This window comes from Leifsonia sp. KNZ12-8B (assembly GCF_056755495.1).
Window position 1 is genome coordinate 1 of the sequence record NZ_JBPGXM010000059.1, and the last position, 21,831, is coordinate 21,831.

Consider the following 21,831-nt stretch of genomic DNA (forward strand, 5'->3'; position numbering starts at 1 on the left):
ACGCGGCGCGGAGGGCGCCGGAGGCCGCGAGCGTGTCGCCGTGCGTGTTCGGCTCCTCCAGCTCGTCGGGGGTGGCGTCCACACGGTGGGCGGAATCCGTGGCGTAGATCAGCACGGCGAACTGAGGCATCGGTCGTCCCTTCGACACCGCTGACGGTACTCCGCACGGACGCCAGAAAATCCTGCGCTTCTGCACCTTTTCCCCTAGGCTGCCAGAGGTGCCGCGGCGTCGCGGCCGGAGGGGGAGCACATCGTGCAGTTCGGAGTTCGCAGGATCATCGCATCCGCCGTCGCGGCGGGGGCCGCGGCAGCACTCGTCGTCGCGGGCGTGACGCCGGCGTCGGCCGCCACCGATCCCGGAGGGGACGGCACCGGCAACCCGTCGCTCGAGCAGATGAACGCTGCTCGCGACCACACGCTGGGCGCCACGTTCGACCAGGGCGACGGCGTGGAGGCGCTGGCGGGCGCCGTCGCGCCGGCCGGAGTGCCCGGCATCGACGTGAGCTACTGGCAGGGCAACGTCGACTGGGCGAAGGTCGCAGCGGGCGGCAAGAAGTTCGCGTACGTGAAGGCCACCGAGGACATCGACGCCCCGAACTCGCTCTTCGCGAGCCAGTGGTCCGGCGCCAGGAACGCGGGACTGCTGACCGGCGCGTACCACTTCGCCACCCCGAACACCTCGTCCGGGACGGCGCAGGCCGCGTACTTCCTGAGCAAGGGCGGCACATGGACAGCCGACGGGCGCACCCTCCCGCCGATGCTCGACGTGGAGGCCAACCCGTACGGGGCGAGCAACGGGCTCAACGAGTGCTGGGGGCTGACCCCGGCGAACCTCGTGCGGTGGGTGAAGGACTTCGTCTTCACCGTCGAGAACAAGGTCGGCCGCACCCCGGTGATCTACACCAACACCGGCTGGTGGAACCGCTGCACATCGAGCAACGGCGACGTCGCCAACTACCCGCTGAGCATCGCCAAGTGGACCACCGCAAGCAGCCCGGGCGCACTTCCGGCGAGCTGGCCCACGTACTCGTTCTGGCAGTACAACGACGACGACAAGGGCGCGCTGGTCGGCGACCAGCAGGTCTACAACGGCTCGCTCAGCCAGCTGCGCGACTTCGCCCTCAACGCGCGCGTCTCCGGCGCCGACCGGTTCGGGACCAGCGCGTCCCTCGCCGCCTCCTTCGCCGCGCCCGTGAGCGTCGCCTACGTGGCGTCCGGCGCGGCGTTCCCCGACGCGCTGTCCGCCGGGCCGGCCACCAAGGGCAAGGGGCCGGTGCTGCTGATCCAGCCGTTCGCCATCCCGACCCCGGTCGCCACCGAGCTGCGGCGGCTCAAGCCGACGAAGATCGTGGTGCTCGGCGGGGAGGCGTCGGTCAACGCCTCCACGGTGGCCGCGCTCAAGGGGTACTCGAGCAGCGTGGTCCGGTACTCGGGCCCCGACCGCTACGACACGAGCGCCGCGGTGGTGGCGGCGACGTTCACCGCTCCCCAGAAGGACGTGTACGTCGCCTCCGGGGTCAACTTCCCCGACGCGCTCTCCGGAGCCGCGCTCGCCGCCGGCCGGATCCCCGGACCGCTGCTGCTGACCACGCCGGGCGGCATCCCGCAGACGGTCGCGAACCAGCTCGCGCGGCTCAAGCCGACGACCATCCACGTCATCGGCGGCACCGCCTCCGTGAGCGCCCAGGTCGCGACCCAGCTGCGGAACTACACCGCCAGCAGGTCCGCCGCCTCCGTGGAGCGCGTGTACGGCGCCGACCGCTTCGACACCAGCGCGGCCATCGCGGCCCGGTTCCCCGCGGGTGGCACCGTCTACGTCGCGAACGGCCTCGGCTTCCCGGACGCGCTCTCGGGCGCGCCGGTCGCCGGCTCGACGCAGTCGCCCGTGCTCCTGGTGCAGGCGGGCGCGATCTCGCCCAGCGTGAAGGCGCAGCTGCAGCGGCTGAAGCCGAAGCGGATCGTCATCCTCGGCGGCGTCGCCTCCGTGTCGGCGTCCGTCGCGGCGCAGCTGCAGGCCTACCGGGTCGGGTGACGCCAGGGCGGACGTGGTGGCCGGGGAGGGGGCTCAGCGCAGCTCCTTCCTCGGCCACACCAGATCCTTGACGATGAGGATGACGCCCGCCGAGATCGGGATGGCGACCAGCGCCCCGGGCAGGCCGAACAGCGTCGAGCCCGCGAGGGCCGAGATGAGGACGACCGAGCCGGGCACCTGCACGGCCTTGCCCATCACCTTCGGGGTCAGGATGTACGCCTCCACCTGCATGTAGACGAGCATCAGCACGAGCACGACGACGCCGCTGACGGGCGAGTGGATGAACGCCAGCACGCTCATCACGGTGGTCGTCAGTACGGTGCCGATCAGCGGGATCAGCGTGATGAAGAACGCGGCGATGCCGATGAGGAACGCGCCGGGCACCCCGGTGGCGACCAGCAGGATGACGCTGTAGACGGCGTTGATGAACGCGAGCACGACCATGCCGCTGAGGTAGCGGCCGAAGTTCTGCAGGATGCGCTCGGCGTACGAGACGAACGTGTCGCGGTGCGAGCGGGACACGAGCCGGTACGCGGCCTGCTTGGTGGCGTCGTACGAGGCGATGAAGTAGATGGTCAGGATGACGATGAAGAAGCCGGTGGTCACGCCGTCGACCACCGACAGCCCGAAGCCGAGCAGCCCCTCGCCGAGCCCGGCCCACAGCTGCGGGTTCTGCGCCTGCTCCTGCACCCACGACACGGCCTGCCCCAGCAGGCCGTTGCTGGACGCGTTCGCCTGATCGAACCAGCCCTCGTCGCGCAGCCGCGCGATCTCGGCCGGGATCGCGGTCGCAAGCGCCTGCACCTGCGACACGACCAGCGGCACGACGACCCAGACGATCGCGACGAGCACCGCGACCAGCAGCACGATGACGGTGACGATCGCCCAGCCGCGCCGCAGTCCGCGCCGCTGGAACCAGCGGATCAGCGGGTCGAGCCCGACGGTCGCGAACATCGCCAGGAACACCGAGAACAGGATGGAGCGCAGCCCGTACAGGGCGAGTCCGGTGACGACGGCGCCGATGGCGCCCAGGGCGACGAGGTATCCGAAGCCGAGCGGACTGCGGTGGAGCAGGGACGCCGCTTCCGTCTCGCGTCGGGCTGCGGGGCGCGCCGGTGGTCGGATGAATCGCATGGCCGCGAGCCTATCCGGCCGCGAGCCGATCCGGCGCGAGCCGATCCGGCCCCGGCGACCGGCCACGAGGACCGCCGGTCAGCGATCCGCGGCGATGACCGAGAAGTCGTCCTCCCCGCGGCCGGCGTCCACGGCGCGCTGCAGCTCGGCCGCGACCAGCGCCACGGCGGGGAGGGGCACGTCGGCGCTCGCGAGCATCAGACGCGTGTCCTTCGCGAGCGCGGCCGCCGAGAACTGGGCGTCCGAGTAGTCGCCGGAGGCCACCACCGGGCCCTTCGTCGCGGCCAGCGCGGCGAGCGGGGTCAGCGAGAGCGTCTCGAGGGCCTCTTCGGCGGTCAGGCCGGCTCCGGTGCCGAGCCGCAGCGCCTCGGCGAGCGCCTCCATCCCGACGGCGAGCGCCAGGTTGGCGACGAGCTTTGCTGCCGCGGCGGCGCGGGCGGCAGGGAGGGTGCGCAGCTTGTCGGGGTCGGCCCACAGCCCGACGATGCGGCGGGCGGCGCGCACCGCCTCCGTGTCTCCGCCGATCAGCACGGCCAGCGCCCCGGCGCGGGCGGGCGCGAGCGAGCCGATGACGGGAGAGTGCACGTACCGGACGTCGTGCCCGGCCGCCCAGGTCGCGAAGTCGTCCGCGTCGGCGGGGGAGACGGTGGTCACGTCGATCCAGAGAGCCCCGGCGAGGAACGGCAGCCCGGCCTCCACGATCACCTCGCGGACCGTCTCCGGGCCGAACAGCACGCTCACGACCGCGTCGGCATCCGAGACGGCCTCGACGGGGGAGTCCGCGACCCTGGCACCGCGCCGGCCGGCGGCCTCCGCCGGCTCGGGCGAGCGGTTCCAGACCGTGACCTGGTGGCCGTTGTCGATCAGGTGGGTGACGAGCTCGCGCCCCATGCGGCCGAGCCCGAGGAAGGCGATCTTCATCCCTCCACTGTGCGCTCCGCGGCGGGATCCGGGAAGGGGCTGTGCGGCAGGGCGTCGCGCTCGCGCCGCAGGAAGGCACGCTCGGCGGGGTTGCGGCACAGCACCTCCGCCCGCTCGTAGGCGTCGGCGGCCTCGGCGGGACGGCCGAGCCGCCGCAGCAGCGCCGCCCGCACCCCGTGCAGCAGGTAGTAGCCGGACAGCGGCTCGCGCAGCGGTTCGAGGGCGGCGAGCGCGGCGGCGGGGCCGTCGACCTCCGCCACCGCGACCGCCCGGTTCAGCGCCACGACCGGTGACGGGTGGAGGAGCAGGAGCTGGTCGTACAGCGCGACGATCTGCCGCCAATCGGTGTCGGCGGCCGATGGCGCGTCGTCGTGCACGGCCTGCACGGCGGCCTGCAGCTGGTACGGCCCAGGCCGGCCGCGCCCCAGGCAGTCGCGCACGAGCGCGTGCCCCTCGGCGATCAGGCCGGCATCCCACAGCGAGCGGTCCTGGTCGGGGAGCGGGACGAGCGCGCCGTCCGCATCGCTGCGGGCGGCACGCCGGGCGTCGATCAGCAGCAGGAGCGCGAGCAGCCCGGCCACCTCCTCCTCGTCGGGCAGCAGCCGGTGCAGCAGACGCGCGAGCCGCACCGCCTCGTCGCAGAGCTCCTCCCGCAGCAGGCCGTCGCCGGCGCTCGCCGCATACCCCTCGTTGAACACGAGGTAGACGACGGCCAGCACCGAGCCGAGCCGCTCGGGCAGGTCTGCGGCCGACGGGATGCGGTACGGGATGCGCGCGTCCCTGATCTTCGCCTTCGCACGCGAGATGCGCTGGGCCATCGTGGCCTCCGGCACCAGGAAGGCGTGCGCGATCTCGGCCGTGCCGAGGCCGCCGAGCAGGCGCAGGGTCAGCGCCACGCGCGCGGCCGGGGCGAGAGCGGGGTGGCAGCAGGTGAAGAGCAGCCGGAGGCGGTCGTCGCCGAAGCGTTCGTCCCCCGCGGCGGCATCCGCGGCGGCGCCATCGTCGTCGCCGCGCTCCAGCGCGTGCAGGAGGGCCGCCTCCGCCTCCTTCGACCGTCCGTTCGCCTCGCGCCGCAGCCGGTCGATCGCGCGGCGCCGGGCGGTCGTGATGATCCACCCGGCCGGCGCGGGCGGCACGCCGTCGCGGGGCCAGCGCTCGACGGCGGCCGCGAAGGCCTCCTGCACGGCGTCCTCCGCCCGGTCGAGGTCGCCGAGGGCGCGGTAGAGCACCGACACCGCGCGGCCGTACTCCGCGCGGTGGACGGCCGCGACCGGGTCGGAGGAGGTCACGTCACCCCGCGAAGGGCCGCACCTCGATGGGCAGGGTGGTCGCCACGGCGACCCGCCTGCCCCACTCGAGCGCGGCATCCAGGTCGGGCACGTCGACGATCGTGAAGCCGCCGAGGAACTCCTTGGCCTCGGCGAACGGCCCGTCGGTGACGAGCAGCTCGCCGTCGACCGGGCGCACGACGGTCGCGGTGGCGGGAGGCTGCAACCCGTTCGAGAAGACCCACACGCCGGCGGCCCGCATCTGGTCGTTGACGGCGGTGACGTCCCGTTCGATGACGGCCATCACCTCCGGCTCGGGGATCGGGCCGTCGGGCTGGTAGACGCTGAGCAGATACTGGGTCATGGTGAGGTCCTTTCTCTCACCGTCCATACGAACGGGGAGGCCCGCTCTCGACATCATGACGGGGATGCGTCCACCCGCTCCAGCCTGGCGACCCCGATCTTGGAGTCGGCCATGCCGTAGAAGACCCAGTCGACGCCGTCCACCGTCTCGATCGCGGTGGGGAACACGACGTTGGGCACGATGCCGCTGCGCTCGTCCTCCGTCTCGGCCGCCAGCAGCGGCTCACCCGTCCGGTCGATCACGCGCCACGGCTCGTCGGCGTCGAGGAGGATCGCCCCGGCCGCGTAGTTGACGTTCTGCTGCTGGGCGACCCCGGTCTCCAGCCGGCCCGTGACGCCGTGGTGCAGCAGCAGCCAGCCCTCCGGCACGCGCCGCGGGGCCGGGCCCGCGCCGATCTTGAGCTCCTCGAACGGGAACTCCGGCCCCACGAGGAACCGGTTCTGCCGCCACCTGGTCAGCTCGCGGGGGTCGGCGAGCGCCGCGTCGAGCGGCACGAACGCGATCCAGATGCTCGGGCGCTTCTCCGCCAGCGCGGCCGGCGGATGCTCGCCCTCCCCGGGTCGCACGCCGTCCAGATCCCAGACGGGCCGGTGCAGCACCGCGAGGCTGGGCGTGCCGTCGGGGGCGACGACCGGCTCGGGGAAGAAGACGGTGTCCTTGTTGTGGAACAGGGCGAGGTCGATCCCGAGAGCGTCGTCGTACTCGAAGCTCACGGGGCCGAGCCGCTGCCACTCGCGCAGGTCGTCGGAGACAGCGACGGCCGTGTGCGGGCCGAGCGGGCCGTACGCGACGTAGGTCATGACGTGGAGGCCGAGGGCGGGGATGGTCGTGACGCGGGGGTCCTCGACGCCGGCGTTGCTCCTCCCGCGCTCGAACTCGCGGTCGGGGGCGAGCACGACGCCCTCGCGCTCGACGCGCACGGGCACGCCGTCCTCCACGACCACCCGGGCGAGACCGACCCGGGACACGTTGCCGGCGGCGACCAGGCGGGGGAGCAGGTAGAGCTCGCCGTCGACGCCGCGGCCGGAGGCGGGATTGAGGACCCCCTCCGCCTCCAGCGGCTCGTCGGGCAGCGGTGTCATGACCACACCGGCCCTGGTCAGCGCGTAGGGGAACGTCATGCGGAAACCTCCCGGTAGAAGTACAGCTCGCGCTCGCCGGGCGGCGCGTCCCACCCCTGAGCGAACGCCCAGGCCCGGTCGGGGCCGCGCCCGAGCCGCTGCAGGCCGCCCCACGAGAGCGAGCCGCCGCGGTGCACGGCGAGCTGGGTGAAGGGGTCGTCGAGGGCGTAGAGCGCCTGCGCCGCGGCGAAGTCGCCGTGCTCGTCGGCGTAGAAGAAGTCGAGGACGAGCCGGTCGCCGTCGACCGCGGCGCAGGCGACCTCGTACAGGCTGCCCCGGAGCTCGCCGAGGTCGAGGTACGGCTGCTCGGCGAACTCCCACGTCAGCAGGTCGGGCGAGTGCCCGACCATCGGCCGGCCGCCGCACCCCTCGGAGAGGAGCATGAGGTACTCGCCGCCGATGCGCACCGCGCGGCCGTGCTCGTCGCGGGGGACGACCGCTCCCTTCGCCCAGTACTGCGAGACGTCGTACGGCACGACGAGGCCGCGCTTCTCCCAGTGCTCGAGATCGTCGGAGACGGCGGACATGATGTCGACCGCGACCTCCCCGTCCTCCCGCCGCCAGATCGCGTTGTAGAACAGCACGAACCGGCCGTCGGCCTCGTACAGCTTCGGATCCTCGCAGCCGAGCACCTCGGTCTCGAGCGTCGGGTAGACGATCGGGTTGGCGGGCGAGTCGTGCCAGACGCCGCCGCGGCGGACCGCGTGCCCGATCCGGCTCGACACCGACTCCTTGCGCGGGGAGGCGCGGTAGAACAGGTGCAGCTCGTCGCCGCGCTCCAGCACGGTCGGGTTGTAGATCGAGTCGCTCGTCCAGCCGATGTCGGTGGGGTCGTCCCACTGCCCCTCCAGCCGGAAGGTGAGGGCGTCGTCGCGGGTGAACGGGCCGATCGCCCACTCGGGCCGGTCCGGGTAGCCGGCCGAGAACTGGTCGGTCGAGATGCGGTCGGTCAGCGCGTTCGTGTGCGCGAGCGCCTCGGCGAGACCGGCTCGCAGGGCGGCGGGGTCGGCGGGGCGCGCCTGTGTCGATTCCGTCACGTCTCTCCTCATCCCTTGACCGACGAGCCGATGTCGCTGGAGGTGAACCAGCGCTGGAACACGATGAACAGCACCACCACGGGCACGGCGAGCACGACGGCGCCCGCCATGATCGCGCCGTAGGGGTTGCTCGTCGACCCGGAGACGGTGCTGATGTAGTTCGCCAGCGACACGGCGAGCGGCTGCATGCTGGCCTCCTTCGTGATCAGGAACGGCCAGAGGAACTCGTTCCACGGGCCGATGAAGGTCAGGAGCAGCACGGTGACGAGGGCGGGTCGCACGAGCGGCAGCGCGATCCGCCAGAGCACCTTCAGCTCGCCGGCGCCGTCGATGCGGGCGGCGTCGAAGAGCTCGCGCGGGATCTGGAGGAAGTACTGCCGGAAGATGAGCACCGCCGCCGAGTTGATCACGAACGGCAGGATCATCCCGAGGTAGTTGTCGGCCAGCCCGTAGTTGCGGGCGATCAGCACGTACAGCGGGATCATCAGCAGCTGAAACGGGATGGTCTGCACCAGCAGGGCGAGCGCGAAGGTCACGCCCCGGCCGCGCCACTCCAGGACGGAGAGCGCGTACCCGGCGAGGATGCCGAACACGACCGTCCCGAGCAGCACGCCGCCGGTGAAGATGCCGGAGCTCACGAGCCCGGACGCCAGGTTGATCCGCTCGTTGATGTTGACGTAGTTCTGCCCGGTGATGTTGGCCGGGTTCGGGAAGGCGCCCGCGACGGTGGGGTCCGGCTCGGTCTGCAGCGACCCGATGAACATGTAGTAGAAGGGGAACAGGAACGCGATCGCGCCGAGGGTCAGCACGATGCCGCGCAGCACGACCTGCGTACGGCTCATCCGGCGCGGGCTGCCGAGGTCGTGGCCGCCGCGGTCGCGCCGGCCGGCCCTCCTGGTGCGCCCTGGTTCGCCCCCGGCCGGGACGACCGTGGGATCGGGGGTGGTCGCAGTCATCAGTCCCTCCCTCCCGCGAAGCGGTTCTGCAGCCAGCCGATGATGAGCACCACGATGATGAGCACGACGCCGATCGCGGCCGCGTACCCCGGGTGCCCCTGCTGGATGCCCTGCTGGTAGATGATGAGCACCGGCGACGCCGACGCGCCGTCCGGGCCGCCGCCCCCGGTCAGGAGGTACGGCTCGGTGAACAGGTTGGCGCCGGTGATCGTGGCGAGCAGCAGCACCAGCACGGTCGCCGGGCGCACGCCGGGCACGGTCACCGAGAAGAACTGGCGCACCTTGCCGGCGCCGTCGGTGGCCGCCGACTCGTACAGCTCGTCCGGCACGTTCTGCAGCGCGGCGAGGTAGAGCAGGATGTAGAACCCGAGCCCCTTCCACGTCACGTAGATCGCGATGGTCGGCATGGCGAGCGCGGGGTTCGTGAACCAGCTGGGACTCGGCGCCAGCGGCCCGAGGATCTGGTTCACCAGCCCGTTCTGGCCCCACATGAACAGCCACACCGCGATGATCGCGACGCTCGCCGTCACGTAGGGCACGTAGTAGGCGACCCGCAGGAAGGTGCGGAAGCGCTTCACGCTGTTGAGCGCGGACGCGAGAAGCAGCGACAGCAGCACGGTCAGCGGCACGTTGATGATGAGGAAGATGCCGACGTTGACGAACGACCGCAGCACCGCAGGGTCGGTGAACGCCTGCACGTAGTTGTCGAGCCCGACGAACGGCCGGTCGACCTGCGCGCCCGGTGCGGCGAAGAAGTAGTCGTAGAACGACATGTACACCGAGAACACCAGCGGGTACGCGAAGATCACCAGCACGAAGAGCAGATAGGGCGCGCTGAACAACCAGCCGAGCGGATGCCGGCCGAGGATGCGCCGGCCGAGCGTCGCGCGCCGGCCGGGGGGCTGCCGGCGCCCGCGGCGGCCGTCCCCGGCGGCGGGCGCGCTGCCCGCCGCCGAGGAGGCGGCCGTGGACGAGGGGGTGGCGGTGGACATGGTCGCTACTTCTGCAGTCCGTCGATCTTCTTCGCCGCGGCTTCGAACGTCGACTCCAGGTCGGCGCTGCCGTTGACCACGGCCTTGGTGTACGCGTCGCGCAGCGCCTGCATCTGCGCGATGGTGTTCGGGCCGGTCGGGTCGTCGACCGTGCGCGAGGCAGCGTCGGCGAAGTCCTTGTACTCCGGGTGCGCGGTGAAGTAGTCCGGGTAGGCCGTCTGCAGGTCGGAGCGGATGGGCATCTGGCCCGTGATCTCCAGCAGCTTGCCGTCCTGCTCCTTGCTGGTGGCGAACTTCAGCACGTCCCAGGCCGTTCCCTGGTTCTTGCACGAGGTGTACATGCCGATGTTCTTCGCGTCGGGGAACGTGTAGATCTGATCGGCCGGCGTACCGCTCTCGGTCGGCACCGGCACCGAGCCCCACTTCACCTTGTCGCCGTAGAAGGCGATGGCCCAGGGGCCGACGATCGCCATCGCCGACTTGCCGTCGGCGAACGCGTCGCCCTGGTACTGCTCCTTGCCGGCGAGGCCCTCGTCGTAGATCTTCTTCCAGAAGTTCGCGACCGCCATCGAGTCGTCGTCGGTGATCGTGGCCTTGCCGTCCTCGATGAAGGTCTTGCCGCCGGTCTGCGCCGCCAGCAGGGGGAGGTAGTCGAAGTTCACCTGGAAGAACTCGCTCGTCGGCGTCGGGTAGATCGCGTACGGCGCCGCCCCGGAGCTCTTGATCTGCTTCGCCGCGGCCAGGAACTTGTCGTAGGTCGACAGGTCGGGGTTCTCGGGGTCGATGCCGGCCTTCTGGAAGATCTCCTTGTTGTAGAAGATCTGGACCGGGTTCGACTTCCACGGCATCTGGTAGTAGCCGCCGTCGGACGACTTGTACTGCTCGGCGTTGTCGCCGCTGCGCGACTCGATGTACTTCGTGCCATCCGGGAACTTCGAGAGGTCGACCAGGCCGCCCTGCTTCTGCCACTGACCGGTCGCGGCCGGGAGGTTGTTGAAGACCAGGCAGGGCGTGGTCCCGGCGGTGATGGCGGCGCCGATGACCTCCTCGCTGCTCTTGCCGGCCGGGATCTCCTGACCCTTGACCTGCTCGTCGGGGTGGTCGGCGTTCCAGGCCTTCACCATGGCCTTGCCCCACTCCAGCTCCTGCTCGTTGTTCGAGTACCAGATGGTGATCGGGCCCTTGGCCTTCATGGCGTCGCCTCCGCCGCCGCTGGAGCCGCACGCGGCGAGCGTGCCGGCGACGAGCCCGGCGGTGAGGACGCCGAGGAGGAGCCGCCGTGCCGGGCGGGCGGCCGAGGCGGTCGATCGGGTGGATCGGAGGGGTGAGGTTCGCATGATGTCTGCCTTCTTCGTCGTACGCAGGGGATGTGGTGCAGGGATCAGGTGGGCGCCCGGTCGGCCGGTCGCCCGGTCAGCGCCGGGCGGGCGGTGCGGTGGAGGCGCGCACCACGAGCCGCGCCGGGGGCAGGGCGACGTCGTCCGCCTCCCCGTCCTCCACCAGCCGCAGCAGTGCGGTGGCGGCGGCCACGCCCCAGCCGGCGGGGTCGTTGTCGAGGGTGGTGAGGGAGGGGTAGACGTACGTCCCGATGTGGGAGCCGTCCAGCCCGGTGATGGAGAGGTCGCGCGGCAGGCTCAGCCCGCGCTCGTGCGCGACCCCCAGGCCGGCGATGGCCATCGGGTCGTTGCCGTACACGATGGCCGTCGGCGGGTCCTCCCGCTCGAGCAGCGCCCGTGTTGCGGCGGCACCCTGCTCGGGGGAGAAGTCGGTGGACACGATCTCGGGCGTGAGCCCGGCGTCGTGCATGGCGCGCTCGAACCGCTGCCGCCGCAGCATGCCGTGGAGCATGCGCTCGTCGCCCGAGACGTGGGCGATCCGGCGGTGGCCGAGCGAGAGGAGGTGGGCGACGAGGTCGTCGATGCCGCCGTCGTAGTCGCGGGTGATGACCGGGAACGGGCTGCCGCCGGCCGGTTCGCCCAGCGAGACCGCCTGCGAGCCCAGCCGCTGGATCAGCGGGAGGCGGTGGTCGTCGGCCAGCAGGTCGGTCAGCAGGAACCCGTCCACCCGCTTGTCGGTCGCGAGGCGGGTGTACGCGCGGTCCTCCGCCTCCGCGTCGGGCACCACGGTCAGCACCAGCACCTGCCCGCGCTGTGCGAGCACCGACTCCACGCCGGCGATGAACGCGGCGAAGAACGGGTCGACCTCGATCGTGCGCGCCTCGCGCCGCACGATGAGCCCCAGCGCGTACGCGCGGCGGGTGCTCAGGCCGCGGGCGCCGGGGTTCGGCGTCCAGCCGAGGGCGCTCGCCGCCGCCAGGATGCGCTCCCTGGTCTCGGTCTTCACCCCCGGCCGGTCGTTGAGCGCGAGCGACACCAGGCCCTTGCTCACGCCCGCCGCCCTGGCGACGTCGTTGATGGTGACGGCGGTCGTCATCGCGGCGTCACCACCGTGAAGCCGCCCGGCTCGACCGTGACCAGGGCGTGGCCGCCCGCGGTCCGCGCCTGTCCGACCTGGCGGCCGGCCCCGTCGTAGCGGGTGACGGTCACCGGGCCGGTCGCGTCGAGCTTCTGCGGCACCGGGAGGCGCGTCGCGTTCACGTACACGTCGAGGCGGGAGGCCCCGCCGAGGCCGAGGTGCGAGACGACCGGCTGCAGCAGCACGGCGTCGAGCCGGGTGGAGCCGGAGACGGTGGCCCTGACCGTCGGCGAGGAGGCGGGCACCGGGACCGGCAGGGTCTGCGGCAGCAGGAGCACCGGGCTCGGGCCGATGCCCTGCTCGGCTGCGCGCGCATTCGCCGTGCTGCCGAGCGGGAGGGCGAACCGGCCGATCGGCGTCGTCCACGCGGTGCGGCCGGAGCCCGCGCTGGTGCCGGCGGCCGGGTCGCCCGGGCCGAGGTCGGCGATCGGCAGCACCCGGGCGATGGGCCGCCCCTCCGGCAGCGGGATGGTCACGGTCGCGCCGGCGCCCGCGGCGACGTACGCGCCGCCCGACCAGTTGGCCGACCCGGTCCAGGCCGACGGCGGTGTGACGACGGAGGCGGGGCCGGTCAGCGTCCCGGACTCCGCCTCGGCGACGCGGATCCCGTCGGTGGCGGTCGTGCGGGTCAGCGCGGTGGCCGCCACCGCGATGGCGGGATGCGCGTCGAGGGCCAGCATGCTCAGCTGCGTGTGGATGGCCGACTCGGCCCCGCAGTTGCGGTTCACCGTGCCGTCGGCCGCGATCCCGTCGACGCAGACGCCGGTGGCGGGGTCGTAGGCGGCGACGCCGGCGCGGTTGGCGCCGAAGTACCACGCGGCCTGCGCGCCCGCGAGCGCCGCGAGCCCGCCGGCCTTCGTCGCGTCGGCGGCGGCGATGAGGCCCTGCACGCGCGAGTCGACGCCGTAGGCGATCTGCGTGCGGTCGGCCGGGGTGGGCGTCCAGCCGTTGTCGGGGCCGCCGGACGCGAGCAGCTGGGCGGTGAACTGCGCGAGGTCGGTGGAGGCCGCCTTCTGCAGGTCAGCGCGGTGCAGCACCGTCGCGGCGGAGGTGAGCGCCGCGGGCTGCATGCCGCCCCAGGCATGCCAGAACGTGGGGGAGTTCGCCTCAGGGAGCAGCGCGCCGAACGGCCACTGCCCGACGCCGCCGCTCGCCAGCCCCGCGACGCCGTCCGCGTAGTGGGACAGGGCGGCGCGCACCCGCGCGTCGGACGGATCGGCGGCGGCGTACGCGCTGAGGCCGAGGACGGCCTCCGCCGTCGCGCTGGCGCTGCCCACGATCAGCCAGGCCGGGACGCTGATGCCGTTCGCCGTGGCGTGCGTGCCGTACTTCGCGAGCGACTGCCGCTCGAGGGCGCCGAGCGCCAGATGCATCCGGTCGGCGAGGAAGGCCGCGAACGCCGGGTCGGCGTCGCGGAAGCCGGCATATCCTTCGCCGAGCGCCCAGACCGTGCGGGCGAGCCAGAACGACTCGGCCGAGTCGCTCGGGTCGGGCTGCTCGACCGGGATGGCCGAGGGGTTGAGCGTGCCGTCCGACTGCTGCCACAGCACGACATTCCCGGCGTCCGGGCCGGTCGCGGTCTGCAGGTAGGTCAGTGAGCGCAGCAGCTGGTAGGCCGTGGCGCGGGAGGTGCCGGTGCCGTTCTGCGCCCAGTCGCGCACGTACACCACGGCGGCGCGCGAGATGTCGTCGGCGTCGAACGCGCCCTGCGCGTACCAGCCGCGCGCGGCGTCGGTGATCGGCCCGCCGCCGACGCGCTTGAAGGTCCCGTCCGCCTGACGGTCGGCGTAGACCCAGGGCGCGCGCGCCGCCGGCTCCTCCGCCTGGCGATACGTCGTGTGGCCGTCGACGCCGGGGAGCAGCGGCACGTCGTCGAGGAGGAAGTCGAGATGGGAGAGGTTGGTGAGCGGCGCCGTCGCGGGCGCGGCGGGCGCCGCCGGAGCAGGCGCGGCCGGGGCGGGTGCCGCGACGCCGGCGAGCGCGAGGGCCGCCCCGGCCAGCAGGGCGGGCAGCGTCGTGCGCAGGTGCAGTGTCCGCGTCATTGCGTTCTCCTCGCGTCGGTGCGATTCGGTCTGGGCGATTCCGTTGGTGCGATCGTCATCTAAACCGGTTTAAAGAAACGATAGTCACCCGAACGGGGGTCGTCAAGAGAGGTCTTGCGGGCGTCGGTGCGCTGCGGGGAGACTGGCCGGGCAGGACGACGATGCCAGGAGGTTCCGTGGAGTACAAGGACATCCCCACCAGGGCCGACATCGAGCGGATCGCCGCACAGCGGCGCCCCGGCTGCGTGAGCATCCACCTTCCGACCGGGACGACCCCGGCGGAAGCGGACCACGCCCGCATCGAGCTGAAGAACCATCTCGGGAAGGCGCTGCGCGAGCTGGAGGCGGCCGGCATCCCGCGCGCCCGCATCGACGCGGTGCGCGCGGAGGGCGAGCGCATCCTCGAGGACCGGGACTTCTGGCGCTACCAGTCCCGCAGCCTCGCCGTGTTCCTCGACGGCGAGCTCGCCGAGACGTTCCGGCTGCCGAACCGGCTCTCGTCGTCGTGCGACATCGGCGACCGCTTCTACGTGAAGCCGCTGGTGCGGGCGATCACGTTCCCGCAGACGGCGCTGGTGCTGGCGCTCGCGCAGAACTCGGTGCGCCTCATCCGGGTCTCGCCCGAGGCCCCCGCCACCACGGTGGAGGTGCCCGGCATGCCTCAGGACGTGGCGTCGGCCGTGGGCAGGACGAGCGTGAGCGGCCGGTCGGCCGAGGGCCGCATCCAGGGCTCAGAGGGTCAGAAGGTGCGCATGCTGGAGTACGTGCAGGCGATCGACCGTGCGCTGCGCCCGGTGCTGGCGACCTCCACGGTCCCGCTCATCCTGGCCGCGACCGAGCCGCTGCTCGGCATCTTCCGGGGCGCGGGCGACCACCCCCGGCTGGTGGAGGAGGTCATCCCCGGCAGTCCGGAGGAGAAGACGGCGGAGGAGCTCGCCGCGGCCGCCCGTCTGGTGCTCGATCGCGTGTACGCGGCGACCATCGGCCGGCTCAAGGAGGACGTCGAGTCCCGGATCGCCGCAGGAACCGGGCTCGTCGACCTCTCCGACATCGCGCGCGCAGCGACGTTCGGCGCGATCGAGACGCTCATGTTCGACATGGACCGCCGCGTGCCCGGCACGGTCGACGACGAGTCGGGCGCCATCGTCTACGCCGACGAGGAGTCGATCGGGAACCACGGCGTCGTCGACGAGATCCTGCGCAGGGCGCTGGCCGCGAAGGCGCGGGTGTACGCGCTGCGCGCCGACGACATCCCGGGCGGGGGAGCGGCGGCGGCGACGGTGCGCTACCCGGTCTGAGCCGCCTCCAGGGCCACCACGAGGGAGTCCTGCACCTCGGCGAGCCACTCGTACACCGCGCGCTGGAAGAGCGCGTGCTCGTCGGCGAGGTCGCCGACGTCGCCGTCCTGCACGATGTCGAGCCGGGCGGCGAGCACCAGCCGGATGTCGGTGATGCACCGCAGCCACGCGGTCGCCTGCGCGGGGTCGAGCCGCACCTCCACGGCTCCGTCGTCGGGACGGGCCAGCGACTCGACCACCGTGCGCGCGTTGAGCGCCTTGCGCTCGGCGATGCCGTCGGCCGTGAACCGGCGGAACTCGGCGGACTTCTCCGGGTCGCCGGGATACGCGTCCGGGATCAGGCGCACCAGCGCCGGGTCGGCGAGCTCGTCCTCGCCGGGCCGGGACGCTGCGGCCGCGGCCAGCTCGGCGGCCTCGGCGGCGAGCCGCAGCAGCAGCTCGACCTCCTCCGGCTCGAAGCGGCCCCGCACGATGCCGCCCGCCGCGGGACGGAACGGGATCACGCGTCCGCCTTCGCGAGCGTGGCCCACAGGCCGTAGTCATGCATCGCCTCCACGTGGCGCTCCATCTCCTCGCGGGTCCCGGTGGCGACCACCGCGCGCCCCTCGTTGTGCACCAGCAGCATCAGCCGCTCGGCCTCGGCCCGCGGGAAGCCGAAGTAGCTGCGGAACACATAACTCACGTACGACATGAGATTGACCGGGTCGTTCCAGACGACCGTGACCCACGGGGAGCCGAGGTCGAGGCGCTCGTCGAGGCGCTCGTCGACCTGCTCGCCGGCCCGCTCGCCGGGCCGCGTGCGCACGTCCGTCATGGCCGGCCGCCCGCCCCGGCGCTCGCGGCGGCCGGCTCCGTCTGGCCGGCCGGTCGCGTCAGCACCGCCGCGATCGCATCCGCCGCCCGCACGAGCGTCAGGTGGGTGAGCGCCTGCGGCGTGTTGCCCGCCTGCGACCGGCCGTCGACGTCGTACTCCTCCGACAGCATCCCCACGTCGTTCGCGAACGAGACGAGCCGGTCCATCAGGCGCACCGCGTCCTCCAGCCTCCCGGATCGCGCGTACTGCTCCACCAGCCAGAAGGAGCAGGCGAGGAACGGGTGCTCGCCCGGCGGCAGCCCGTCGACGCCCTGCTCGGTGCGGTACCGCAGCACGAGCCCGTCGCGCATGAGGTCCTCCTCGATGGCGCGGACCGTGCCCAGCATCCGCTGGTCGCGCCAGTCGACGTAGCCGACCTGCGCCAGCTGCAGCAGGGAGGCGTCCACCTCGGTCGTGCCGTAGTGCTGCACGTACGTGCCGCGGCCCTCGTCGAAGCCGTTCGCCTCGATGTCGGCGCGGATCTCGTCGCGCAGCCGCCGCCAGCGCTCCACCGGACCCTCCAGCCCGTACAGCTCCACCGCCCGCACCGCGCAGTCGAACGCGGCCCACACCAGCGCCCGCGAGTGCGTGAACACCTGCGGATCGCCGCGGACCTCCCAGATGCCGTGGTCCGGCTGCCGCCAGTGCTCCTCCAGGTAGCCCATCAGCGCCCGCTGCAGCGCCCACGAGAAGCGCGTCTCGGTGCTCCCCGTGCGCCGGCCGGCGTCGAGACCGAGCATGACCTCGCCGATCACGTCGGCCTGGAACTGCGTGGAGGCGCCGTTGCCGATCCGCACCGGATGCGCGCCCTGGTAGCCGGGCAGGCTCACCAGCACGCGCTCGTCGAGGTCGCGCTCGCCCGAGAGCCCGTACATGATCTGCACATCGGCGGGGTCGCCGGCCACCGCGCGCAGCAGCCAGTCGCGCCAGTGGTCGACCGAGTCGTTGTAGCCGTGATTGAGGAGGGTGCCGATCGTCAGGGACGCATCCCGCAGCCACACGTAGCGGTAGTCCCAGTTGCGCTCGCCGCCGAACGCCTCCGGGAGCGAGGTCGTCGCCGCGGCCACGATGCCGCCGGTCTCGAAGTGGGTCAGCGCCCGGAGCAGGATGAGCGACCGGACGACCTGCTCGTGGTAGCGGCCCTCCGCGCGGGCGGCCTCGGGGGTCCTGGCGCCGGAGGCCCAGTCCGTCCACCAGGCCCTGGTCGCGTGGAGCGCGTCGTCGACCGACAGCGGCGGCGGGGCCGTGCGGTGCGAGGGGAACCAGGTCATCGTGAGGTCGACGGTCTCGCCCGCCGTCACGTCGAACGTGCCCTCGTGCGAGTGGTTCGTCGCGTGCAGCAGCGGGCCGCGCAGCACGATGGCGTCGGGGCCGGCGACGGCGATGAGGGCGGCGGGCTCCTCGGAGGGATCCTTGCGCACCCACGGGATGGCGTCCGCGTAGCCGAACCGGATGCGCAGGTCCTGCCGCATCCTGACGCTCCCGCTGATGCCGCGCACGCGGCGCACGACGTCGGCGCGGCCGTCGCCGAGCGGCATCGCGTCGATCACCTCCACCTCGCCGGTCGCGGTCGTCCACCGCGTGACGAGGATCATCGTGTCGCCCGCGTAGTGCCGGCGGCAGCTCGCGGTGGAGTCGTCGGGGGCCAGCAGCCAGCGGCCATGGTCCTCCGTGCCGAGGAGCGCCCCGAACATCGACATGGAGTCGTACCGCGGCAGGCAGAGCCAGTCGATGCTGCCGTCCTTGCCGACGAGCGCTCCGGTGAAGCAGTCACTGACCAGGGCGTAATCCTCGATGGGGAGCGACATATCCCCAGTATGGCCGTACTGTCTGGGGCATGACGCAGTCCATCGGCACTCTCGTGATCCTCGGAGCCAGCGGCGATCTGTCGTCCAGGCTCCTCCTGCCCGCCGTCGGTCAGCTTCTCACCCGGCACCCGGAGCGCCGCTTCCGGCTGGTGGGCGCCGGGGTCGAGGAGTGGGACGACGAGCACTGGACCTCGGTCGCGCGGACCGCGTTCGAGGGCGTGGAGGCGACCGGCGAGGCCGTCGACGACCTCCTGGCCCACACCTCCTACCTCGCCGCCGACGTCACGAAGCAGGACGACCTGAAGCGCATCTTCGACGCGTGCGACGGCGCCCCGGCCCTCTACTTCGCACTGCCGCCGGCGATCACGGCGAAGGCGTGCAGGGCGCTCGAGGGGATGGACCTGCCGGAGGGCCTCACGCTGGCGCTCGAGAAGCCGTTCGGCATCGACCAGGAGAGCGCGGAGGCGCTCAACGCCCAGCTGCTGAAGCTGGTCCCGGAGGAGCGCATCCACCGGGTCGACCACTTCCTGGGCCGGTCCACGGTCTTCAACATGATCGGGCTGCGGTTCGCGAACAGCATCCTGGAGCCGGTGTGGGACGGCGAGCACGTCGAGCGCGTCGACGTCGTCTACGACGAGACGCTCGGGCTGGAGGACCGCGCCCGCTACTACGACGGCGCCGGGGCGCTCGTCGACATGATCCAGAGCCACCTGCTGCAGGTGCTCGCGGTGCTCGCGATGGAGCCGCCGGCGACGCTCAGCGCCGTCGACTTCCGCGACGCCAAGGCCGCGGTGCTGCGGGCCACGCGCGTCCGCGGCGACGACCCGGTCGCCTCCAGCCGCCGCGCCCGGTACACCGCGGGCCGCGTCGAGGGCAAGAAGCTGCCGTCGTACACCGACGAGGCGGGCGTCGACGCGTCGCGCGAGACCGAGACGCTGGCAGAGCTCACCGTGGAGGTGGACACCTGGCGCTGGGCGGGCGTCCCGTTCACCCTGCGCTCGGGCAAGGCGCTCGGTGCCCGGCGGCGCGAGGTCGTGATCACCTTCAAGCCCGCCCGCCACGTGCCGAAGGGCCTCCGCGGAACCCGCGAGCCGACGCGGCTGCGCGTGATGCTGGCCCCCGACGAGCTGTCGCTCGAGATGAACATCAACGGCCCGGAGGACCCGTACGTGATCGAGCGGACGGCGCTGACCGCCCACTTCGGGCCTGGCGAGCTCCTGGCGTACGGGGAGGTGCTGGAGGGCATCCTCGACGGCGACCCGACGCTCTCGGTGCGTGCCGACACTGCGGTCGAGTGCTGGCGGATCGTGGCGCCGGTGCTCGCGGCCTGGAAGGACGACGAGGTGCCGCTGGAGGAGTATGCGGCGGGGTCGCAGGGGCCGGACGACTGGCCCCGGATCCCCTGAGGGAGGGGCGTGCGGCCTACGCGGCCGAGCGCTCGCTGACGAGCGGGAACTCGCCGGTGACCGGCTTGCGGAGGTCCGTCCACACGGTGATGGGGGCGGGCTCCCAGCCGAACGCGGCGGGCTCGGCGACCTCGGTCGCCGCCTGGTCGGCCGCGGGCTCCGCCACGGCGCCGGCGGCCACGGCATCCTGAACCGGTGCGGCGGGAGCATCCGCGCGCGGGGCCGCGAGGTGCTGCGGCGCGGAGAAGCCCTCGCCGGCCTCGAGCCGGTTGCGCGCCTCCACGATCGCGGCGGTGATGCCCACCGAGACCGACTGCGCCAGCACCGAGTGGAAGATCGTGTCGGTGTCGTCGGCCGAGCGGCGGGACACGGTCCACTCGCCGTTCTCGCCGATGAGCTCCGCCACCTTGGTGTGCACGAGCTCCAGGATCTGTGCGTCCGTCAGCCGGGGTGCCGGCGCGGCCGGGGCCTCCACTGCGGCGTGCCGCCTACGTCCGAACATCGCGATCCTCCCAGATTCACCGTCGTGTACCAGTGTCCTGGACACTTACCGTGCATCCGGTGCGGACACGCCGTGTGATCAGCGGAAATCCGCGGGTGTTTGCGTGCTCAGCCGCGGCTGCGTGCGCGGGACGACCGGCCCTCGCGCTCCTCCGCCTCCTTCGACTCGGCGATCACCGCGCCGACGGCGATGACGAGCGAGAGGGCGGCGTTGATCCACATCAGCGGAACGCGCCAGTCCTTCGGGCCCTGCTTGCTCGACTGGACGGTCGACCAGAGGCCGATCGCGGCCGAGATGACCGCGCCGTTGAAGAGGTACTTGCGCATGCGCATCCTTTCGTCGCCAGGTAGCGTACGCTTCCATCGGCGCCGCCGGGAGGCACGACTGCGGGTGCGGCCGGAAGGAGCAGGATGCGGACCGCGATCGTGGGGGCCGTTCTTCTCGCGCTCGGCGTCGTGGCGGTGCTCACCGGCGTGCTGCCGGTCGACGACGCGCTGGTGCTGTGGGACCGGGTGTGGCCCATCCTGCTGTTCGTCGCGGCCATCACCGTCGTCACCGAGCTGGCGGCGGAGGCGGGAGTCTTCACCGCGGTGGCCCAGCGGACGGCGCGCTGGGGCCGCGGCCGGGCCTGGGTGCTGTGGCTGCTCGTCGTCGTGCTCGCCGCGCTGAGCACCGTCTTCCTGTCGCTCGACACGACGGCCGTGCTGCTGACGCCCGTCGTGATCGTCCTCGCGCGCCACGCCGGGCTGAACCCGCTGCCGTTCGCGCTCACGACGGTGTGGATGGCGAACGCCGGCTCGCTGCTGCTCCCGGTCTCCAATCTCACCAATCTGCTGGCCCAGCACACGCTCGGCAACCCGTCGCCGCTCGCCTTCGCCGCCCTGATGTGGGCGCCGGCCCTGGTCGCGATGATCGTGCCGATGGTCGCCGTGTTCGTCGTGGCCCGCCGCTCGCTGCTCGTGCGCTACGAGACCGGCGAGGAGGATCCGGTGGAGGACCGGGTGCTGTTCGGCGTCTCCGCCGTCGTCGTGCTCGTGCTGCTGCCCCTGCTGGTGTCCGGGCTGCCGGTCTGGCTGCCGGCGTCGGTGGCGGCCGTGCTGCTGATCGTCGTGTTCGCGGTGCGGAGGCGCCGGGTGCTGCGGTTCGGGCTGCTGCCGTGGCAGCTGCTGCTGCTCGCGTCCGGGCTCTTCCTCGTGATCGAGGCGCTGCACACCGTGGGCCTCGGCGAGCTGCTGACGGCGCTGTCGGGGAGCGGGGAGTCTCCGCTCGCCCTGCTGCGGCTCTCGCTCACCGGCCTGGTCGGCGCGAACGTCGTCGACAACCTCCCCGCCTACCTCGCGCTGGAGCCCGCCGCCGAGACGCCCGCGCGCCTGGCCGCGCTGCTGATCGGCGTGAATGCCGGCCCGCTCATCACCCCGTGGGCGTCGCTCGCGACGCTGCTCTGGCACCAGCGCCTGACGTCGTTCGGCGTGGAGCTGCGCTGGTCGCGCTACGTCCTCCTCGGCGCGATCGTCGCGCCCGTCACGGTCATCCTCGCGACCCTCGCCCTCTCGCTCTCCCTGGCCGCCGGGTAGCCGCCGAGCACAGGAAAAATGTCGCCCGGCGGCCAGGGAGAGCGAGAG

General features: G+C 72.6%; 20 protein-coding genes. 4 read left to right on the plus strand and 16 right to left on the minus strand.

Going from position 1 to position 21,831, the window contains the following annotated elements; all coding sequences use genetic code 11:
- The first annotated feature begins 253 nt into the window (after positions 1 to 253).
- Positions 254 to 2,032: a cell wall-binding repeat-containing protein gene (locus ACR9ZG_RS10380; RefSeq protein WP_481284753.1), complete on the plus strand. Its 1,779-nt coding sequence runs from the start codon at positions 254 to 256 to the stop codon at positions 2,030 to 2,032.
- A 33-nt stretch (positions 2,033 to 2,065) separates the two neighbouring features.
- Here the strand turns inward: ACR9ZG_RS10380 and ACR9ZG_RS10385 are convergent, their stop codons facing one another.
- The 11 genes from ACR9ZG_RS10385 to ACR9ZG_RS10435 all read right to left on the minus strand — a co-directional run bounded on the left by ACR9ZG_RS10385 (position 2,066) and on the right by ACR9ZG_RS10435 (position 14,342).
- Positions 2,066 to 3,166: an AI-2E family transporter gene (locus ACR9ZG_RS10385; protein WP_481284754.1), complete on the minus strand. Its 1,101-nt coding sequence runs from the start codon at positions 3,164 to 3,166 to the stop codon at positions 2,066 to 2,068.
- A gap of 78 nt (positions 3,167 to 3,244) precedes the next feature.
- A complete protein-coding gene (locus tag ACR9ZG_RS10390) occupies positions 3,245 to 4,087 on the minus strand; it encodes an NAD(P)-dependent oxidoreductase (RefSeq protein ID WP_481284755.1) in 843 nt (280 codons plus the stop codon).
- Positions 4,084 to 5,376: an RNA polymerase sigma factor gene (locus tag ACR9ZG_RS10395; RefSeq protein WP_481284756.1), complete on the minus strand. Its 1,293-nt coding sequence runs from the start codon at positions 5,374 to 5,376 to the stop codon at positions 4,084 to 4,086. Before ACR9ZG_RS10395 ends, ACR9ZG_RS10390 begins: the two co-directional genes overlap by 4 nt.
- A 1-nt stretch (position 5,377) precedes the next feature.
- Entirely contained in the window at positions 5,378 to 5,719 is a 342-nt protein-coding gene (locus ACR9ZG_RS10400) for a YciI family protein (protein WP_481284757.1), read from the minus strand.
- A 53-nt stretch (positions 5,720 to 5,772) separates the two neighbouring features.
- Positions 5,773 to 6,840, minus strand: a complete 1,068-nt coding sequence (locus tag ACR9ZG_RS10405; RefSeq protein ID WP_481284758.1) for a glycoside hydrolase family 130 protein — start codon at positions 6,838 to 6,840, stop codon at positions 5,773 to 5,775.
- On the minus strand, positions 6,837 to 7,877 hold the full coding sequence (locus ACR9ZG_RS10410; RefSeq protein ID WP_481284759.1) for a glycoside hydrolase family 130 protein: 1,041 nt from the start codon (positions 7,875 to 7,877) through the stop codon (positions 6,837 to 6,839). Before ACR9ZG_RS10410 ends, ACR9ZG_RS10405 begins: the two co-directional genes overlap by 4 nt.
- A gap of 8 nt (positions 7,878 to 7,885) precedes the next feature.
- A complete protein-coding gene (locus ACR9ZG_RS10415; protein WP_481284760.1) occupies positions 7,886 to 8,833 on the minus strand; it encodes a carbohydrate ABC transporter permease in 948 nt (315 codons plus the stop codon).
- Positions 8,833 to 9,825 carry a carbohydrate ABC transporter permease gene (locus ACR9ZG_RS10420; RefSeq protein ID WP_481284761.1) on the minus strand — a complete coding sequence of 331 codons (993 nt, stop codon included), beginning with the start codon at positions 9,823 to 9,825 and terminating at the stop codon, positions 8,833 to 8,835. Before ACR9ZG_RS10420 ends, ACR9ZG_RS10415 begins: the two co-directional genes overlap by 1 nt.
- A gap of 5 nt (positions 9,826 to 9,830) precedes the next feature.
- Positions 9,831 to 11,162, minus strand: coding sequence for an ABC transporter substrate-binding protein (locus ACR9ZG_RS10425; RefSeq protein WP_481284762.1), 1,332 nt, complete (start codon positions 11,160 to 11,162; stop codon positions 9,831 to 9,833).
- Positions 11,163 to 11,238: 76 nt separating this feature from the next.
- Positions 11,239 to 12,258 (minus strand): LacI family DNA-binding transcriptional regulator, encoded by a 1,020-nt coding sequence (locus tag ACR9ZG_RS10430; protein WP_481284763.1) that lies wholly within the window; start codon positions 12,256 to 12,258, stop codon positions 11,239 to 11,241.
- Positions 12,255 to 14,342: a hypothetical protein gene (locus tag ACR9ZG_RS10435; RefSeq protein ID WP_481284764.1), complete on the minus strand. Its 2,088-nt coding sequence runs from the start codon at positions 14,340 to 14,342 to the stop codon at positions 12,255 to 12,257. The genes ACR9ZG_RS10430 and ACR9ZG_RS10435 overlap by 4 nt, the downstream gene beginning before the upstream one ends.
- Before the next feature lie 161 nt (positions 14,343 to 14,503).
- Here ACR9ZG_RS10435 and ACR9ZG_RS10440 point away from each other — a divergent pair, with 161 nt between their 5' ends.
- On the plus strand, positions 14,504 to 15,640 hold the full coding sequence (locus tag ACR9ZG_RS10440) for a baeRF11 domain-containing protein (RefSeq protein ID WP_481284765.1): 1,137 nt from the start codon (positions 14,504 to 14,506) through the stop codon (positions 15,638 to 15,640).
- On the opposite strand, the gene ACR9ZG_RS10445 is transcribed toward ACR9ZG_RS10440, so the two are convergent.
- The 3 genes from ACR9ZG_RS10445 to ACR9ZG_RS10455 are packed head-to-tail and all read right to left on the minus strand — an operon-like array spanning position 15,628 to position 18,301.
- Positions 15,628 to 16,143 carry a DUF2017 family protein gene (locus tag ACR9ZG_RS10445; RefSeq protein ID WP_481284766.1) on the minus strand — a complete coding sequence of 172 codons (516 nt, stop codon included), beginning with the start codon at positions 16,141 to 16,143 and terminating at the stop codon, positions 15,628 to 15,630. The genes ACR9ZG_RS10440 and ACR9ZG_RS10445 overlap by 13 nt on opposite strands.
- Entirely contained in the window at positions 16,140 to 16,454 is a 315-nt protein-coding gene (gene clpS, locus ACR9ZG_RS10450) for an ATP-dependent Clp protease adapter ClpS (protein WP_481284767.1), read from the minus strand. Before clpS ends, ACR9ZG_RS10445 begins: the two co-directional genes overlap by 4 nt.
- Positions 16,451 to 18,301: a glycoside hydrolase family 15 protein gene (locus ACR9ZG_RS10455; RefSeq protein WP_481284768.1), complete on the minus strand. Its 1,851-nt coding sequence runs from the start codon at positions 18,299 to 18,301 to the stop codon at positions 16,451 to 16,453. Before ACR9ZG_RS10455 ends, clpS begins: the two co-directional genes overlap by 4 nt.
- 29 nt (positions 18,302 to 18,330) lie before the next feature.
- Between ACR9ZG_RS10455 and ACR9ZG_RS10460 the strand changes: the two genes are divergently transcribed.
- Complete coding sequence (locus ACR9ZG_RS10460; RefSeq protein WP_481284769.1) at positions 18,331 to 19,707, plus strand: glucose-6-phosphate dehydrogenase; 1,377 nt, start codon at positions 18,331 to 18,333, stop codon at positions 19,705 to 19,707.
- A 16-nt stretch (positions 19,708 to 19,723) separates the two neighbouring features.
- Here the strand turns inward: ACR9ZG_RS10460 and ACR9ZG_RS10465 are convergent, their stop codons facing one another.
- Positions 19,724 to 20,209: a hypothetical protein gene (locus tag ACR9ZG_RS10465; RefSeq protein ID WP_481284770.1), complete on the minus strand. Its 486-nt coding sequence runs from the start codon at positions 20,207 to 20,209 to the stop codon at positions 19,724 to 19,726.
- A gap of 107 nt (positions 20,210 to 20,316) precedes the next feature.
- On the minus strand, positions 20,317 to 20,535 hold the full coding sequence (locus ACR9ZG_RS10470; RefSeq protein ID WP_481284771.1) for a hypothetical protein: 219 nt from the start codon (positions 20,533 to 20,535) through the stop codon (positions 20,317 to 20,319).
- 84 nt (positions 20,536 to 20,619) lie between these two features.
- Here ACR9ZG_RS10470 and ACR9ZG_RS10475 point away from each other — a divergent pair, with 84 nt between their 5' ends.
- The gene (locus ACR9ZG_RS10475) at positions 20,620 to 21,783 is read left to right on the plus strand and encodes an SLC13 family permease (protein ID WP_481284772.1); all 1,164 of its coding nucleotides are present in this window, start codon (positions 20,620 to 20,622) and stop codon (positions 21,781 to 21,783) included.
- Positions 21,784 to 21,831: the final 48 nt, after the last annotated feature.

Bases quoted from the DNA above. Each gene is read 5' to 3' on its own strand.
- ACR9ZG_RS10415 (WP_481284760.1), bottom strand. From the start codon at position 8,833: ATGACTGCGACCACCCCCGATCCCACGGTCGTCCCGGCCGGGGGCGAA.
- ACR9ZG_RS10440 (WP_481284765.1), top strand. From the start codon at position 14,504: ATGCCAGGAGGTTCCGTGGAGTACAAGGACATCCCCACCAGGGCCGAC.
- ACR9ZG_RS10465 (WP_481284770.1), bottom strand. From the start codon at position 20,209: ATGTTCGGACGTAGGCGGCACGCCGCAGTGGAGGCCCCGGCCGCGCCG.
- ACR9ZG_RS10425 (WP_481284762.1), bottom strand. From the start codon at position 11,162: ATGCGAACCTCACCCCTCCGATCCACCCGATCGACCGCCTCGGCCGCC.
- ACR9ZG_RS10455 (WP_481284768.1), bottom strand. From the start codon at position 18,301: ATGTCGCTCCCCATCGAGGATTACGCCCTGGTCAGTGACTGCTTCACC.
- ACR9ZG_RS10385 (WP_481284754.1), bottom strand. From the start codon at position 3,166: ATGCGATTCATCCGACCACCGGCGCGCCCCGCAGCCCGACGCGAGACG.
- ACR9ZG_RS10390 (WP_481284755.1), bottom strand. From the start codon at position 4,087: ATGAAGATCGCCTTCCTCGGGCTCGGCCGCATGGGGCGCGAGCTCGTC.
- ACR9ZG_RS10460 (WP_481284769.1), top strand. From the start codon at position 18,331: ATGACGCAGTCCATCGGCACTCTCGTGATCCTCGGAGCCAGCGGCGAT.
- ACR9ZG_RS10475 (WP_481284772.1), top strand. From the start codon at position 20,620: ATGCGGACCGCGATCGTGGGGGCCGTTCTTCTCGCGCTCGGCGTCGTG.
- ACR9ZG_RS10405 (WP_481284758.1), bottom strand. From the start codon at position 6,840: ATGACGTTCCCCTACGCGCTGACCAGGGCCGGTGTGGTCATGACACCG.
- ACR9ZG_RS10420 (WP_481284761.1), bottom strand. From the start codon at position 9,825: ATGTCCACCGCCACCCCCTCGTCCACGGCCGCCTCCTCGGCGGCGGGC.
- ACR9ZG_RS10435 (WP_481284764.1), bottom strand. From the start codon at position 14,342: ATGACGCGGACACTGCACCTGCGCACGACGCTGCCCGCCCTGCTGGCC.
- ACR9ZG_RS10400 (WP_481284757.1), bottom strand. From the start codon at position 5,719: ATGACCCAGTATCTGCTCAGCGTCTACCAGCCCGACGGCCCGATCCCC.
- ACR9ZG_RS10470 (WP_481284771.1), bottom strand. From the start codon at position 20,535: ATGCGCAAGTACCTCTTCAACGGCGCGGTCATCTCGGCCGCGATCGGC.
- clpS (WP_481284767.1), bottom strand. From the start codon at position 16,454: ATGACGGACGTGCGCACGCGGCCCGGCGAGCGGGCCGGCGAGCAGGTC.
- ACR9ZG_RS10430 (WP_481284763.1), bottom strand. From the start codon at position 12,258: ATGACGACCGCCGTCACCATCAACGACGTCGCCAGGGCGGCGGGCGTG.